The organism is Acidovorax sp. PRC11, assembly GCF_031844105.1.
In the GTDB taxonomy this organism is placed as follows: Bacteria; Pseudomonadota; Gammaproteobacteria; order Burkholderiales; family Burkholderiaceae_C; genus Paracidovorax.
In genome coordinates this window covers 85,000-100,380 of the sequence record NZ_JAUZUQ010000010.1, presented here as the reverse complement: position 1 = coordinate 100,380, position 15,381 = coordinate 85,000, and the positions used below count along the sequence as shown (strand labels likewise).

15 protein-coding genes are annotated in these 15,381 nt (G+C 70.7%); 8 read left to right on the top strand and 7 right to left on the bottom strand.

The genetic code is table 11. The annotated features are described in order from the left end of the window. Positions 1–20: 20 nt before the first annotated feature. From Q9R47_RS13365 to Q9R47_RS13340, 6 genes are all read right to left on the bottom strand, one after another. Positions 21–407, bottom strand: coding sequence for a hypothetical protein (locus tag Q9R47_RS13365; RefSeq protein WP_311233688.1), 387 nt, complete (start codon positions 405–407; stop codon positions 21–23). Positions 408–603: 196 nt separating this feature from the next. Further along, positions 604–1,443, bottom strand: a complete 840-nt coding sequence (gene phhA, locus Q9R47_RS13360; protein ID WP_311233687.1) for a phenylalanine 4-monooxygenase — start codon at positions 1,441–1,443, stop codon at positions 604–606. Positions 1,444–1,500: 57 nt separating this feature from the next. After that, positions 1,501–2,469, bottom strand: coding sequence for a tripartite tricarboxylate transporter substrate binding protein (locus Q9R47_RS13355; protein ID WP_311233686.1), 969 nt, complete (start codon positions 2,467–2,469; stop codon positions 1,501–1,503). 90 nt (positions 2,470–2,559) lie between these two features. Beyond that, a complete protein-coding gene (gene hppD / locus Q9R47_RS13350) occupies positions 2,560–3,696 on the bottom strand; it encodes a 4-hydroxyphenylpyruvate dioxygenase (RefSeq protein ID WP_311233685.1) in 1,137 nt (378 codons plus the stop codon). Between the two features lie 207 nt (positions 3,697–3,903). Continuing rightward, a complete protein-coding gene (locus tag Q9R47_RS13345) occupies positions 3,904–4,872 on the bottom strand; it encodes a lipase secretion chaperone (protein WP_311233684.1) in 969 nt (322 codons plus the stop codon). Positions 4,873–4,876: 4 nt separating this feature from the next. Beyond that, positions 4,877–5,848: a triacylglycerol lipase gene (locus tag Q9R47_RS13340; RefSeq protein ID WP_311233683.1), complete on the bottom strand. Its 972-nt coding sequence runs from the start codon at positions 5,846–5,848 to the stop codon at positions 4,877–4,879. Between the two features lie 171 nt (positions 5,849–6,019). Here Q9R47_RS13340 and Q9R47_RS13335 point away from each other — a divergent pair, with 171 nt between their 5' ends. The 4 genes from Q9R47_RS13335 to lnt all read left to right on the top strand — a co-directional run bounded on the left by Q9R47_RS13335 (position 6,020) and on the right by lnt (position 9,944). Further along, positions 6,020–6,502, top strand: coding sequence for an Lrp/AsnC family transcriptional regulator (locus tag Q9R47_RS13335; RefSeq protein ID WP_013596422.1), 483 nt, complete (start codon positions 6,020–6,022; stop codon positions 6,500–6,502). Positions 6,503–6,661: 159 nt separating this feature from the next. Then, entirely contained in the window at positions 6,662–7,330 is a 669-nt protein-coding gene (locus tag Q9R47_RS13330) for a GNAT family N-acetyltransferase (RefSeq protein WP_311233682.1), read from the top strand. Positions 7,331–7,398: 68 nt separating this feature from the next. Beyond that, positions 7,399–8,283 (top strand): transporter associated domain-containing protein, encoded by an 885-nt coding sequence (locus Q9R47_RS13325; RefSeq protein ID WP_311233681.1) that lies wholly within the window; start codon positions 7,399–7,401, stop codon positions 8,281–8,283. Between the two features lie 2 nt (positions 8,284–8,285). Beyond that, positions 8,286–9,944, top strand: coding sequence for an apolipoprotein N-acyltransferase (lnt, locus tag Q9R47_RS13320; RefSeq protein WP_404977142.1), 1,659 nt, complete (start codon positions 8,286–8,288; stop codon positions 9,942–9,944). A gap of 36 nt (positions 9,945–9,980) precedes the next feature. Here lnt and Q9R47_RS13315 read toward each other — a convergent pair whose 3' ends face one another. Beyond that, on the bottom strand, positions 9,981–10,913 hold the full coding sequence (locus tag Q9R47_RS13315; RefSeq protein ID WP_311233680.1) for a LysR family transcriptional regulator: 933 nt from the start codon (positions 10,911–10,913) through the stop codon (positions 9,981–9,983). Positions 10,914–11,064: 151 nt separating this feature from the next. On the opposite strand from Q9R47_RS13315, the gene Q9R47_RS13310 reads away from it, so the two are divergent. From Q9R47_RS13310 to glyQ, 4 genes are all read left to right on the top strand, one after another. Next, the gene (locus tag Q9R47_RS13310) at positions 11,065–12,165 is read left to right on the top strand and encodes a type II asparaginase (protein WP_311233679.1); all 1,101 of its coding nucleotides are present in this window, start codon (positions 11,065–11,067) and stop codon (positions 12,163–12,165) included. Positions 12,166–12,411: 246 nt separating this feature from the next. After that, positions 12,412–12,954 carry a 3-hydroxyacyl-[acyl-carrier-protein] dehydratase FabA gene (fabA, locus tag Q9R47_RS13305; protein WP_311233678.1) on the top strand — a complete coding sequence of 181 codons (543 nt, stop codon included), beginning with the start codon at positions 12,412–12,414 and terminating at the stop codon, positions 12,952–12,954. Beyond that, the gene (gene fabB / locus Q9R47_RS13300; RefSeq protein ID WP_311233677.1) at positions 12,951–14,180 is read left to right on the top strand and encodes a beta-ketoacyl-ACP synthase I; all 1,230 of its coding nucleotides are present in this window, start codon (positions 12,951–12,953) and stop codon (positions 14,178–14,180) included. The genes fabA and fabB overlap by 4 nt, the downstream gene beginning before the upstream one ends. A 251-nt stretch (positions 14,181–14,431) precedes the next feature. Beyond that, on the top strand, positions 14,432–15,376 hold the full coding sequence (gene glyQ / locus Q9R47_RS13295) for a glycine--tRNA ligase subunit alpha (RefSeq protein ID WP_311233676.1): 945 nt from the start codon (positions 14,432–14,434) through the stop codon (positions 15,374–15,376). The last annotated feature ends 5 nt before the right edge of the window (positions 15,377–15,381 follow it).

The following is a 15,381-nucleotide window of genomic DNA, read 5'->3' as shown; positions in this document are numbered from 1 at the left end:
CAGGTCGTTGGGGTGCGCCGTCAGTCCGCCGCGGGCCGCCGCTGCAGGAGTGCGCCCGAGCGCGCCGCCAGCAGCGCTTCGGCCGCGGGGCGCGGGCTCCAGAGGGGTGCCGCGTGGGTCGCCTGGCGCGGGCCCCGCATCGGCCCCGGGGCCTGGAATTCCCGCGGCAGCCGGCCGTGCCGGGCGAAGCCCTCCGGTCCCGCCAGCCGGCCGGCCGCGGTCCGTGGCGGCAGCGAGGCCGCCGCAGCCGTGCGGCGGGCGATGCCGGCCACCGTGGGCTCCGGCGCGGCGGAGGGCAGGCGCCGCACGACCGGCGCCACGGGGGCGACGCCGCCCGCCAGCGATTGCGGCGACAGACCGGACGGAGGGCGCAGAAGCAGTGAGGAAACGCCGGTGACACGCGGCATGGGGCGGCTTTCTCGCGCCGCGGGACGCCCGCGCACCGTGCGCGGCGGCCCCTGGCGGCGGGCAATGGGGAGGGAGGCCGCCATGGTCGCCGCGGCGCGGCGCCGCCGCGGCGGGCATGCGAAGCCGCCGCCATGCGCGCGAAGGGCCCATGGGGCGCCATCCCCTCCGGCCCCGCGCCGCGCGGTGGATGGACCGTCAGGCGGCCACGGCGTCGCGCTCGTCCGCGGCGAACTCGGCCTGCCCGCGCAGGCGGTCGTAGACCGGCGCGAAGTCCGGCTCGGTCATGTGGAACAGCTCGTCGAAGCTGTCGATCACGAAGTAGGTCTGCTGGTAGGTGTCGATCTTGTAGCGGGTGCGCATGGTGCGCTCCAGCTGCAGCGGCAGGCGCTGCGGCTCGGGGCTGTTCACCGAATATTCCAGCTCGCCCGAGGAACTGAGGATGCCCGCCCCGTACGCGCGCAGGGCGCCGCGTTCGCGGATCAGGCCGAATTCGATCGTGTACCAGTAGAGGCGCGAGAGCATCTCGCAGGCGCCCAGGCCGTGCGCCTTCAGGCCGCCCTGGCCGTAGCGCTGCACGTAATCGGCGAACACCGGATTGAAGAGCAGCGGCACGTGGCCGAACAGGTCATGGAAGATGTCCGGCTCGACGATGTAGTCGAATTCCTCGGGCGTGCGGATCCAGTCCGTCACCGGGAACTTGCGGTTCGCGAGCAGCGTGAAGAACGGCACCTCGGGGATCAGTCCCGGCACGCCCACGATCTCCCAGCCGGTGGCGCGCTGCAGCCGCTCGTTGATCTCGTCGAAGCGCGGGATGCGGTCGCTCGCGCCCAGCGAGGGCAGCGCGGCGATGAAGGCCTCGCTCGCCCGGCCCGGCAGCAGCGCCGACTGGCGCGCGTAGAGCCGCCGGTAGGTGTCGTGGTCCTGCGGCGTGTAGGCGGCATAGTCCTGCGCGCAGGTGTAGTCGCTGCCGGCGCGTGCGTAATCGCCGCGCGGGGGACGGTCGGATTGACCGTAGACGACGGGGGCTTGTCCCATGGCATGTCTCCTTTTTTGTCAAAAGCAGGACCGCCCACGCCCGGGCCGCCCCGCGCTTCAATCCAGCTTGATCTTCGCGGCCTTGATCAAAAAGCCGTACTTGGCGTGCTCGGAACGCACGAACTGGCCGAACGACGCCAGCGTGAGGTCTTCCGCATCCAGGCCCATCTTCTTCAGCTTCGCGGCGCTCGCGGGCGCGTGCATCGCCGTGGTGAAGGCGGTCGCGTACTTGCGGGCCGCGTCGTCCGGCAGCGATGCCGGGGCGAACAGCCCGAACCACGTGACCACGTTGAAGCCCGGCACCTCGTCGTTGATGCTGCGCACGTCGGGCAGCTCGTCGTCGCGGCCGAGCGTGGTGACGCCCAGCGCCTTCAACTTGCCGGCCTGGATGAGCGGCAGCGACGACGCGAGGTTGTCGAACACGAACGACACCTCGCCCGCCTGCAGCGCCTTCAGTGCCGGAGCGGCGCCCTGGAAGGGCACATGCGCCACGCGCGTGTTGGTGAGCGATTTCAGCATCTCGGCCGCGATGTGGCCGATGCTGCCGTTGCCCCCCGAGCCGTACTTGAGCTGGTCCGGGTGCTTCTTCAGGTACTGCACCAGATCGGCCGTCGTCCCGATGTTCAGCGACTTCGCCTGCTCCGCGCCCATCACCAGCACGTTGGGCGTGCGCGCCACCAGGGCGATCGGCTTGAAGTCGCGCAGCGGGTCGTACGGGAAGCCCTTGTAGAGCCACGGATTCACCGCGTGCGTCGCCACCGCGCCCATCACCAGCAGGTTCGCGTCCTTCGGCGCCTTCGCCACCATGTCCGCGCCGGTGTTGCCGCCGGCCCCCGGCTTGTTCACCACCTCCACGGCCCCCAGCGTGCCGCGCACGCCCTCGGCGAGGATGCGCGCGGACGTGTCCAGCGGGCCTCCCGCCGGGTAGGGAACCACGATGGTCAGCGGTGCGGATGCGTTCTGCGCATGCACTGCGCAGGCGGCGCCCGCCAGGATGGCGGCCAGGATGTAACTACGGCGCAACATGGGTCTCTCTCCGTGCTCTTAGGAGGGCGCAGTATAGAGACGGGTCCGCTGCCGGCGCAGTTGGTTACATCAATCGGACGGGCGATGTGTTTAGCCGTCCTTCAACACGCCGCGGCGCATCTGGTCGAGCTCGATGCTCTCGAACAGTGCCTTGAAATTGCCGTTGCCGAAGCCGTCGTCGCCCTTGCGCTGGATGAACTCGAAGAAGATCGGCCCGAGCTGGTTCTCGCTGAAGATCTGCAGCAGGATCGCGTCCTTCTTGCCGTCCACCAGGATCTTGCGCTTGTGCAGTTCCGCCACGTCCTCGCCATGGCCGGGAATGCGCTTGTCCACCAGCTCGTAGTAGGTGTCGATGGTGTCGAGCAGGCGCACGCCCGAGGCGCGCAGCGCATCCACCGTCTTGTAGAGGTCGTCCGAGCCCATGGCGATGTGCTGGATGCCCTCGCCGTTGTACATGTCCAGGTATTCCTGGATCTGGCCGGCCTTTTCCTTGCCCTCTTCGTTGATCGGGATGCGGATCTTGCCGCAGGGGCTGGTCATGGCCTTGCTCTTGACGCCGGTCACCTGGCCTTCGATGTCGAAGTAGCGGATCTCGCGGAAGTTGAACAGGCGCTCGTAGAAGTTCGCCCATTCGATCATCCGGCCGCGGTGCACGTTGTGCGTCAGGTGGTCGATGTAGGTCAGGCCGTGGCCCTTGGGGTTCAGCGCCTCCTCGGCGGTCACGCCCGGCAGCGGCTCGAAGTCGACGTCGAAGAAGCCGATGTTGCCGATGTCGCCCGGCTGCGCGCCGTTCTTGCCGCGCCAGCGGTCCACGAGGTAGATCAGGCTGTCGCCGATGCCCTTGATGGCCGGGATGTTCAGCTCGCCCGGGCCGGCCTGGCCGGCATAGCCCCAGGCGCCGAGGTTCAGCGCGCGCTCGTAGGCGGCCTTGGCGTCGTGCACGCGGAAGGCGATGGCGCAGACGCTCGGGCCGTGCAGGCGCGCGAAGCGCTGCGCGAAGCTGTCGGGCTCGGCGTTGATGATGAAGTTGATCTCGCCCTGGCGGTAGAGCGTCACGTTCTTGTGGCGGTGGCGTGCCACGGGCTTGAAGCCCATGCCCTCGAACACGCGGCCCATGGCCTGCGGATCGGGAGCGGCGTACTCGATGAATTCGAAGCCGTCGGTGCCCATGGGGTTCTCCCAGGCGGCGGTCTCCTGGGCTGCGTGCTGGGGCAGGGGGGTGTTCATGCGTTGTCTCCGGGGGTTGGCGCATTGATCTGCGTCATGCCACTGTAGGGGCTCGCATGCTCATGTTTCTGGCGAAAGCATCGCGGTCGCCGCTCATCCGCGCAGGAAAACTGCAGGTTTCCTTGGAACTGCGCCGCAGGGCCGTCGCGGACCGACACCGAGGCGGCGGCGCGCCCCGGCCGGCAGGCACGGCGCCCCAGCGGTGGTTCAGCCGCCGGCGCCGCGCAGTGCGAGCGCCGCGTCCACGCGCAGCCGCTCCTCGGGCGTGAAGAGCTGCTGCCGCAGCTGTTGCAGCGCCGGGCCTTCGCCCGTGGCGGCCCGGGCCTGCTGGTACTGGTCCAGGCGCCGCTGCCACTGGCGGTCTTCCTCGTCGCGCCGGGCGAGTGCCTGGGCCGCGGCCTCGCCATACCGTGCGCTGCGCTCCGCGTGGCGGGTGGCATCGTCGGCGTGGCGCGCGTTCAGGTCGGCCGTCTGATCGGCCGCGGCCAGGTGCGCGACGGACGCCTGGCGTGCCGCGCGCAGCGGCTCGGGCAGGGCGGCTTCGGCGGCGCGCATCGCGTCGGCCCGCTGGGATGCGGTGAGCGTACGGTCACCGGCGATCTCCATCCGGGCCAGGGTGTGGCGGTCGAGCGCGGCTTCCTCCGCGAACAGCGCCTCGTACTCCGCCGGCTCGAAGAACTGCTGGCGCAGGCTGTCGCGCGCCTGCATGGCCGTGCGCACCGCCTTCGCATCCGACATGTCGGCCGGCGGCGGCACGCTGCCCAGCGCGGCGCGGTAATCGACGTAGCGCAGCGCCAGGGCCAGGGCCCGCTCCCGCACATCGGCGGCGAAATGCCGGTCCGCCAATACCCGCAGGCGGCGCTTGATCTCTTGCGGATCCTCCGTGGCGCCGGCTTCCAGCGCATCGTTCAGGAACGCGTCGATCGCATAGCGCAGCCCGGGAACCAGCAGCGGATCGGCAAGCGGCCCCGGCGGGCGCGGCGCCAGGAAGGAGGTGCCTGCCGCTTCCGCCCTGCCTGCCCGGCCCGCGGCGCCGTCGTTCCCGGCCACGGACGGGCGGGTGCCTGCGCCGCCGCCCGCCTCCGGGGAGCGCATGGCGAACCATCCGCTCACGCCCAGTACCAGCAGCGCCGCCAGGAGCGCCGCGGCGGCCCCTCGCCCGCGGGTGCCTGCCATGGGATCAGAGCCCCTGCTGCTTCAGGCGGTTGGCGTGCTGGCGGTAGAGCGTGACCGGATCGACGGAGAACAGATCGCGCAGGCCCACGAAATGGTTGATTTCGTCCAGGTGGTTCTGGCGGTAGTCGCCCAGATGCCTGCCCAGGCGCGCCGAGCAGACGGCCACCAGGCCGTCGTTGGCTTCACCGTGCACCGGCCAGAGCAGGGCCAGGGGAGCGTCGCTCGGGTCCAGGGGGTTGGTGAGAACACGGTTGCCGGTCCAGGAGTAGTAGCGCACCCCATTGACCGCCGACGGGCCATCTCCGCAGCCGTCCGCCAGCCCCTGCGGGAAGCGGCGGTTGAAGTCGGCCGCACCGGCCGTGCTCAGCGAATCGAGCGCGGCCTTGGGGACCTGCGGGTAATCCGGCGCGCCCGAGAGCACGCCCATCAACTGGGCGAGCCCCTTGACGGCTTCGTTGGCCACGGATTCCTGCACCGAGCCGGGCGGCAGGCCGCCGCGCACCAGATCGGCCACGCGCGAACCCCGGTTGACGCCCCCGACCGAGGTCACCGAGGCCACCAGCTGCGGTGCCACGCCGGCCACGTAGCGGACGGTGGGGCCGCCATGCGAATGGCCGATCAGGTTCACCTTGGCCGCGCCGGTGATCGCCAGGATGTCCTTGACCTGCGCGAGCAATTGCTCCCCCCGCACTTCGGAGCTGTTGGCGCCCGACACCTGTGCCACGAACACCTGGGCGCCATCGCGCTGCAGGGCCTCGGGAATGCCGTAGAACATGTCCACGCCGAGCAGGGTCTTGAAGCCCAGCAGGCCATGCACCAGCACGATCGGGTAGCGCGTCTGCGTATAGCCCGGCTGGCTGGCCTGGTTCAACGACACCGGCTGTGCGTGGGCGGCCGGTGCGACCAGGGCCAGGGCGAGCGTGGCGCCGGCAGCGAATTGGCTGAGCCGCCCGAGGCGGCGAAGGATTGCGTGCATGGATATCTCCGTGGGTTGCGTGACGGGCAGGACCAGAAAGAGCAGACGCGATAAAAAAGAACGATCGTTCTATTTCAAGGATTCCATTATTCGCCCGCTTACGGTCGAGTTCACCCGGACAAACCCGTAGGGCTGGGGCATCGATGCCGAGGCTTCGTAGAATCCTGTGCCATGAGCGCTTCCCACGCACTGGACCGGCTCGATCGGGCCATCCTGCGCTGCCTTCAAGACAATGGCCGCGAAACCTACGACGTCATCGGCGAGCAGGTCGGCCTGTCGCCCAGTGCCGTGCTGCGGCGCGCCAAGCGCCTGGAGGACGCGGGGGTGATCGACCGCTACGTCGCCCTGGTGCGGCCCGAGGCCGTCGGCCTGGGCCTCACCGCCTACCTGAACGTGCGGCTCGAAAAGCACACCGAGAGCCACAAGCGCAATCCCATGGACCTCTTCCGCGCCAGCGTGCAGACCTGGCCGGAGGTGGTGGAATGCTCCGCGCTCACGGGCGAGATGGATTACCTGCTGCGCGTGGTGGTGGCCGACATGGCGCACTACAGCCGCTTCATCATGGACACGCTGCTCAAGCACCCCAGCGTGCAGGATTGCAAGACCAGCTTCGTGCTGGACCGGGTGAAGAGCACCACCGCCGTGCCGGTGTGACACCTTGGCGACAGCGGGATGCTATGGAATGCATAGTGGAAGGGTGAGGCTCCGTGGCGTCTTGTGGCGGTTCGGAGCGGGCCTTCGTGGTGGCCGAGCGGGACGTCGCATTCGCCCCACGGTGGCGTGATTCTTAGGGGAAAACCCTAAAATCGCGGCATGTCCGCCCCACCCGCCGAGTCCCACGCCCCCCGCCGCGCCGCGCCGCGAGGCGTGCCCGTCGTGGTGCCCATCCGCTCGCTGGGGCCGGAGCACCGGGGCCGGATCGCCGCGCACCTGCTGCGGCTGGAGCCCGGCGACCGCTACCTGCGGTTCGGCTATGCGGCATCGGACGAGCAGGTGCTGCGCTACGTGCAGCAGCTCGATTTCGTGCGCGACGAAGTCTTCGGCATCTACAACCGGCGGCTCGAACTCATCGCCGTCGCCCACCTCGCCTACGGCGACGAGGCCGAGCACCGCAGCTGCGCCGAGTTCGGCGTCTCCGTGCTGGCCCAGGCCCGCGGCCGCCGTTTCGGCGCGCGGCTTTTCGAGCGTGCCGTGATGCACGCGCGCAACCGCGACGTGCGCATGGTGTTCATCCACGCGCTGAGCGAGAACACCGCCATGCTGCGCATCGCGCGCAATGCCGGCGCCGTGGTGCGCCGCGACGGCTCCGAATCCGAGGCCTATCTCGAGATCCCGCCCGCGGGCCTGCACTCGCGCATGGCCCAGAAAGTGGTGCACGGCCTGGCGGAGATGGACTACCAGCTCAAGCGCCAGGCGCGCCAGTTCCGCGCCTTCCTCGCGGGCATGCAGGCCGCGCGCAGCGGCGGGCCGCCGGCCGCCTGAGGCCGCGTCACGGGCATCCGCTATCCTTGGAGCCCTCGCAACCACCGCACGTCCTGCACCCCGAGACCGTGTCCGACCCCCACCCCGCGCGCCCGTCCGACCGTGAAGACAAGCGCACGCTCCTGCAGCGCTTCCTCGAATTCATCCATCCCGGCCCGGACTCCAAGGACGAACTGATCGCCACCCTGGCCGAGGCGGAGGACAACGACGTCATCAACGGCGACGCCCGCGTGATGCTGGAACGCGTGCTGCGCATGGCCGAGATGACGGCCAGCGACGTGATGGTGCCCGCCCCGCGCATGGACCTGATCGACATCGATTCGCCCTACGAGCCGCTGCTCCACCAGGTGATCGACACGGCGCACTCGCGCTTTCCCGTCTACCAGGGCGAGCGCGAGAACATCATCGGCATCCTGATGGCCAAGGACCTGCTGAAGCTGCAGCGGGCGCCCGAGCTGAACCTCCGCGCGCTGCTGCGCTCCGTGGTGTACGTGCCCGAGAGCAAGGGGCTGAACGACCTGCTGCGCGAATTCCGCGCGAACCGCATCCACATGGCGGTGGTGATCGACGAGTTCGGCCGCGTGGCCGGCCTCGTCACCATCGAGGACGTGCTGGAGCAGATCGTGGGCGAGATCGAAGACGAATTCGACATTCCCGAAGACGAAGGCGACATCTTCGCGCTGGCCGACCGCACCTACCGCGTGAGCGGCGACACCCCCGTGGAGCGCGTGGCCGAGGCGTTCGACCTGCCCGCGATCGAAGGCAGCGACCGGGACGAGGAGTTCGACACCATCGGCGGCCTGATCGCGCACGAACTCGGCCATGCGCCGCGCCGCGGCGAATCGCTCGACCTGGCCGGCCTGCGCTTCGTCGTGCTGCACACGAAGGGCGGGGCGGTGCGCTGGTTCAAGGTCTCGCCCGTGCCCGCGGGCGACGGGCCGGACGCCGGCTGAACATGCCGCGCGATGTCTCCGGCGGCCGCCGCTTCGGCGCGCCCGCGCCCACGGCAGCCGCGGCCGGCATGGCCCGCGCGGCGCTGGCCGGGCTGGCCGGCCTCGCGCAGGCCGCATCCATCGCCTGGCCCTGGGGCGGGCAGCCGCTCTGGTGGCTGCAGCTCGCCTCCCTCGCGGCGCTGGCGCGCCTGCTGTTCGGCGCGCGCGGCGCATGGCAGGCGGCGGGCCTGGGCGCCGCCTTCGCCACGGCGTGGCTCACGGGCACGTTCTGGTGGCTGTTCATCTCCATGCACACCTACGGCGGCCTCGCCGCGCCGCTCGCCGTGCTCGCGGTGGTGGGGCTGGCGGCGTTCCTGGGCAGCTACTACGCGGTGGCCGCAGCGGTGTTCGCGCGCGTCAAGGTCCGCATCGCCGGGCGGCGCGGCGTGCTGGCCGTCGCCTTCGGCGCGCTCTGGCTGCTGGCCGAGCTGGCGCGCGGCGTGCTGTGGACCGGGTTCCCGTGGGGGGCCGGCGGCTACGCGCACGTGGAGGGCCCCCTGGCGGTGCTGGCGCGCTGGGTCGGCGTGTACGGCATCGGCGCCGTGGCGGCCGGGCTGGCGATGCTGGCCGCGCAGCTGCGCGGATCCGATCTGCGCCGGCCGACGTGCTGGGCCGTCGCCGCCGCGTTCGCCATCGCCTGGGCGGGGCTGGCGGCACAGCGCCACTGCGCGGTGGACGGCTGCGGCGCGCAGGGAGCGCAGGAGGCGAAGGCGCCCGCGCCGCTGTCCGTGGCGCTGCTGCAGGGCAACATCCCCCAGGACGAGAAATTCCAGGCCGGCAGCGGCATTCCGCAGGCCCTGCGCTGGTACGGCGATGCGCTGCGCACCGCCGATGCCGCGCTGGTCGTCGCGCCCGAGACCGCCATTCCGCTGCTGCCGCAGCAGCTCATGCCGGGCTATCTCGAATCGATCCAGGCGCACTACGCGGGCGGATCGCCGCAGGGCACTTCCACGGCGCCCACCGCCGCGCCCCGCGCCGCGCTGCTGGGCATCCCATTGGGCGATGCCGGGCAGGGCTACACCAATTCCGTGATCGGCTTCGCCCCCGGCCTGCCCGCCACCTACCGGTACGACAAGCACCACCTGGTGCCGTTCGGCGAGTTCGTGCCGCCGCTGTTCCGCTGGTTCACCGAACTCATGAACATCCCGCTGGGCGACTTCAACCGCGGCGGCGTCGGGCAGCCTTCGTTCGCGTGGGCCGGGCAGCGGATCGCGCCCAACATCTGCTACGAGGATCTGTTCGGCGAGGAACTGGCGGCGCGCTTCGCCGATCCGGCGTCGGCCCCGACGGTGTTCGTGAACGTGAGCAACATCGCCTGGTTCGGCGATTCCGTCGCCATCGACCAGCATCTTGCGATCAGCCGGATGCGCGCCCTGGAGTTCGAGCGCCCCATGGTGCGCGCCACCAACACGGGCGCGACGGCACTGATCGACCACCGCGGCGTGGTCACCGCGCGCCTGCCGTCCGCGCAGCGCGGCATCCTGCGGGGCGAGGTGGAGGGCCGCGGCGGCGCCGCCACTCCGTTCGCCTGGTGGGCCGCGCGGGCCGGGCTGTGGCCGCTCTGGCTGCTGGGCGCGCTGGTCGTGGCCGCGGCCTTCATGGTGCGGCCCCTGCGGCGCTGACCAGGCCGCTTCGCAGGCGAGAGGCCCGGCGGCCGTTCAGCCGGCAGGGCTGCCTTCCGCATGGTGCGGGCGCGCCAGCACCGCGTGCAGCAGGCCCGGCAGCAGGTCGAGCATGCGCGCCGCATGGCGGTCCGGCGGGCGGTGTTCCGCATGGTAGGCGTAGAGCGGAATCGGCTCGCGGTCGCGCAGCGGCACGGCCACCACCGTGGCCGGGTCCAGGTTGCCGGCCGTGAGGAAGTCCACCACCGTCCATCCCAGGCCGCGCCGCACCAGCTCCACCGCCAGCTGCGAGGTCTGCACCTGGATGCCCAGCTCGGTGTGCACGCCCAGCTCGCGGGCCAGCGCGGCCACGGGCGCGCGCATCGGGTCGTCGCCCAGCAGCGGGATCATGGGCGTGTTCGCGAGGAACGAGATCGGGTCGTTGCGGTTCAGGCGCACGGCCCGCTGCCAGATGTCGCGGCCGACGGCGATCGACAGCGGACCGCTCACCAGCATGCTGCTGCGCACCTGCGGATGGGGGTGCGGATAGAAGCCCAGCGCGAAATCCACCGTGCGCGTGGTCAGCGCCTGCGCCATCTGGTCGGGGTGCAGCGTGCGCACCTCCACCTTCACGCGGGGCGACTGGCGCACATGCAGCTCCAGCACCGTCGGCAGGAAGGTGTGCGTCACCGAGGGGATGGCCCCCAGCCGCACCTGGCCGCCTTCCGGCTGGCGCAGGTTGAGCGCGGTACGGCGCAGTTCGTCCAGCTGGCGGTAGATCTGCCCGGAGGCCGCGAACAGCGCCTGCGCCTCCGGCGTGGGCACGAGCGCGCCGCGCACCCGGCTGAACAGCGGGTAGCCGAGCTGCAGCTCGGCGTGCGCGATCGTCTTGCTGACGGCCGAGGGCGTGATGCTGACGAGGCGGGCGGCGGCACTCATGTTGCCCGCCTGCATGACGGCCTGGAAGACTTCGAGTTGCCGGAGGTTCATGGCTGGAGAGGGAGCGGATCGGGGGGTATGAATTCCATTCACACCCCGACCTGGATTATTCCCCACAGCCGGGTTACGTCATTCCTAACATACGGCACCCGCACGACGGGCCCGTGACAACGAATCAAACAACCAAGGAGATGAACGAGTGATGGCTTTCCCGCACATGCAATTCAAGCGCCTGCTGGCCGGCGCCGCCTTCGCCGCCTGGGGCCTCGTGGCCGGCGCGCAGACGCAGTCCGCAGCACCCGCCCAGCCGGCCGCCAAGCCCAATGTCGTCGTGCTCGCCACGGGCGGCACGATCGCCGGTGCCGGCGCGACGGCCGCCAACAGCGCCTCGTACGCCGCCGCCAAGGTGCCGGTCGACAAGCTGCTCGCCGGCCTGCCCGAACTCGCCAACGTCGCGTCCGTGAAGGGGGAGCAGGTCTTCCAGATCGCTTCCGAGAGCTTCACCAACGACCAGCTGCTGCAGCTGGGCAAGCGCGTGTCCGCGCTCTCCAAGCAGCCCGACGTGGACGGCATCGTCGTCACCCACGGCACCGACACGCTGGAAGAAACCGCCTACTTCCTGAACCTGGTCGTCCACACCGACAAGCCCATCGTGGTCGTGGGCTCCATGCGCCCGGGCACGGCCCTCTCGGCCGACGGCGCGCTGAACCTGCTGGAGGCCGTCACGGTGGCCGCGAGCAAGGAATCCGCCGGCAAGGGCGTGCTCGTCACCATGAGCGACGAGATCCAGAGCGGCCGCGACGTCACCAAGGGCGTGAACGTCAAGACCCAGGCGTTCCGCAGCCAGTGGGGCCCGCTGGGCATGGTGGTGGAAGGCCAGACCTACTGGTTCCGCGCGCCCGTCAAGCGCCACACGATGCAGTCGGAGTTCAACATCGACGAGATCACCGCCCTGGCGCCCGTGGACATCGTCTACGGCTACGGCAACGTGCCCCGCTCCATCGCCGACGCGGTGGGCAACTCGGGCGTGAAGGCGCTGATCCATGCCGGCACGGGCAACGGCTCGGTGGCCGACCGCGTCGTGCCCGCCCTGCAGGAACTGCGCGGCAAGGGCGTGCAGATCGTGCGCTCCTCGCGCGTGGCCGACGGCTTCGTGCTGCGCAATGCCGAGCAGCCCGACGACAAGTACGACTGGGTGGTGGCGCACGACCTGAACCCCCAGAAGGCACGCATCCTGGCTGCCGTCGCCCTGACGAAGCCCCAGACCAGCAAAGACCTGCAGCGCATCTTCTGGCAGTATTGAGCGGGCAAGCCGCCCGGGCCGTTCCGGCGCTCCGCGCCGGTCGGCCGACCGACCAGGGCCGCCCCGTGCGGCCCTTTTCCTTGCGCGGCGTCAAGCCGCCGCCGCATGGCGCCGTGGGGTCTGTCGCCCCCCGGCTGGGTGGATGCCCCCCGCAGACTGGATAATGCGCGTTCGCGACCGCCGGCGATGCCGGGGTGTGCGCACACGAAACGCGGCGCCGCGCGCCGACCTGGAGCACGACTGACAATGGCTGAATCCTTTTCCTATGAACAACTGATCGCCTCGGGCGAAGGCAGGCTGTTCACCCCCGACAGCGGACGACTCCCGCTGCCGCCCATGCTGATGTTCGACCGCATCACGCACATCGACGCCGACGGCGGCGCGCACGGGCTGGGAAAGATTCGCGCCGAGCTGGACGTGCGCCCCGACCTCTGGTTCTTCGACTGCCACTTCCAGGGCGACCCGGTGATGCCGGGCTGCCTGGGGCTGGACGCCATGTGGCAGCTCATCGGTTTCTACCTGACCTGGCTGCAGCTGCCGGGCCGGGGCCGGGCGCTGGGCGCGGGCGAGGTCAAGTTCACCGGCGAGGTGGGCCCGAACGTCAAGCTCGTCACCTACGAAATCGACATCAAGCGCGTCATCAAGCGCAAGCTGGTCATGGCCATCGGCGACGCCCGCCTGCTGGCCGACGGCCAGGAAATCTACGTGGCCTCCGACCTGCGCGTGGGCCTGTTCAAGCGCGAAGACGGCGGGAAGGACGGCGCACCCGCAGCGGGAGCATCGGCATGACCACGAAGAAGCGCGTCGTCATCACGGGAGCGGGCATCGTCTCGTGCATCGGCAATGACCGGCAGACCGTGACCGCGTCGCTGCGCGAGGGCACCTCCGGCATCCGCGCCATGCCCGAGTTCGCCGAACTCGGCCTGCGCAGCCAGGTGGCGGGCGCACCCCAGATCGACCTGGACGCGGCCATCGACCGCAAGCAGCGCCGCTTCATGGGCGACGCGGCCGCGTATGCCTACCTCTCGCTGAAGGACGCCATCGCACAGTCGGGCCTTGCGCCCGAGCAGATCTCGCACCCGCGCACCGGCCTCATCATGGGATCGGGCGGCGGCTCGCCGGCCCACCAGATCGAGGCGGCGGACACGCTGCGCTCCAAGGGCATCCGCCGCGTCGGCCCCTACCAGGTGACGCGCTGCATGGGCTCGACCGTGTCGGCCAACCTGTCCACCGCGTTCGCCATCAAGGGCATCAACTTCTCCATCACCTCGGCCTGCAGCACCTCCGCGCACTGCGTCGGCATGGCGGCGCAGCAGATCGCCTTCGGCCTGCAGGACGTGATGTTCGCGGGCGGCGGCGAAGAGCTGTCCTGGGGCCTGGCCACGCTGTTCGACGGCATGGGCGCCATGTCGTCCAAGTTCAACGACACGCCCGGGAAGGCCTCGCGCCCCTACGACGCGGACCGCGACGGCTTCGTGATCGCCGGCGGCGGCGGCGCGCTGGTGCTCGAGAGCCTCGAGCATGCGCAGGCCCGCGGCGCCACCATCCTGGCCGAGATCGTCGGCTTCGGCCTGTCGTCGGACGGCGAGGACATGGTCGCGCCCTCGGGCGACGGGGCCATCGCCTGCATGCGGCAGGCCATCGAGGAGGCCGGCGGCGGCCCGATCGACTACGTGAACACGCACGGCACCTCGACCCCCGTGGGCGACCTGCCCGAACTGCGGGCGCTGCGCGAGGTGTTCGGCGATGCCGTGCCGCCGTTCTCCAGCACCAAGTCGCTCACCGGCCATTCGCAGGGCGCGACCGGCGTGCAGGAGGCGATCTACTGCCTCTACATGCTGCAGGACGGTTTCATCGCGGGCTCGGTCAACGTCGAGACGCCCGATCCCGCCGTGGGCGACCTGCCGCTCGTCACCACCACGCGCGACGCGCCGCTGCGCACGGTGCTCTCCAACAGCTTCGGCTTCGGCGGCACCAACGCCAGCCTGGTGCTGCGGCGCTGGGACGGCCGGTAAGCGGGCTGCCGGCGCAGGGCCACGCCCCGGCGCCCCGGGGCCGGCTGCGCGCCGGCCGGCACGCACCGGTCCATCCGCCCGGGGCCTGCGGCGCAGGGCGCCGCGGCCGTCCGTGCCCGCCGTGCGCCGGGCTCCGCCGCGCGGCCCCGTAGAATCCCCGGTTCCGCGCGCTGCGCGGCCATCTTCCAGACCGCGCCCGGGATGGCGGCTCGCCTGCTGCCTGCCGCCCCCGGCCGCCAGGACACACACGCATGTTGACCTTCCAGCAAATCATCCTGAAGCTGCAGTCGTACTGGGACGCCCAGGGCTGCGCGCTCCTGCAGCCCTACGACATGGAAGTGGGCGCGGGCACCTCGCACACGGCCACCTTCCTGCGCGCCCTGGGCCCGGAGCCCTGGAAGGCCGCCTACGTGCAGCCCAGCCGCCGCCCCAAGGACGGCCGCTACGGCGAGAACCCCAACCGGCTGCAGCACTACTACCAGTACCAGGTGGTCCTGAAGCCCGCGCCGGCCAACATCCTGGAGCTGTACCTCGGCTCGCTGGAGGCCCTCGGCTTCGACCTGAAGAAGAACGACATCCGCTTCGTGGAAGACGACTGGGAGAACCCCACGCTCGGCGCCTGGGGCCTGGGGTGGGAAGTCTGGCTCAACGGCATGGAAGTGACCCAGTTCACCTACTTCCAGCAGGTCGGCGGCATCGACTGCAAGCCCGCCACGGGCGAGATCACCTACGGCCTGGAGCGCCTGGCCATGTACCTGCAGGGCGTGGACAACGTCTACAACCTCGCCTGGACCGACACGCTCAAGTACGGCGACGTCTACCACCAGAACGAGGTGGAGCAGTCCACCTACAACTTCGAGCACTCCGACGCCGACTTCCTCTTCACCGCCTTCGCGGCGCACGAGAAGCAGGCCCAGTACCTGATGGAGCAGCAGCTGGCGCTGCCCGCCTACGAGCAGGTGCTCAAGGCCGCGCACAGCTTCAACCTGCTGGATGCGCGCGGCGCGATCTCCGTGACCGAACGGGCCGCCTACATCGGCCGCATCCGCAACCTGGCCCGGGCCGTGGCCCGCAGCTACCTCGACAGCCGCGCCCGCCTGGGCTTCCCCATGGCGCCCCGCGCCTGGGCCGACGAAGTGCTGGCCGACATCGCCAAGGCCGGCCAGCAACAGCAGCAGAAGAAGGAAGCCGCCTGAAGCGG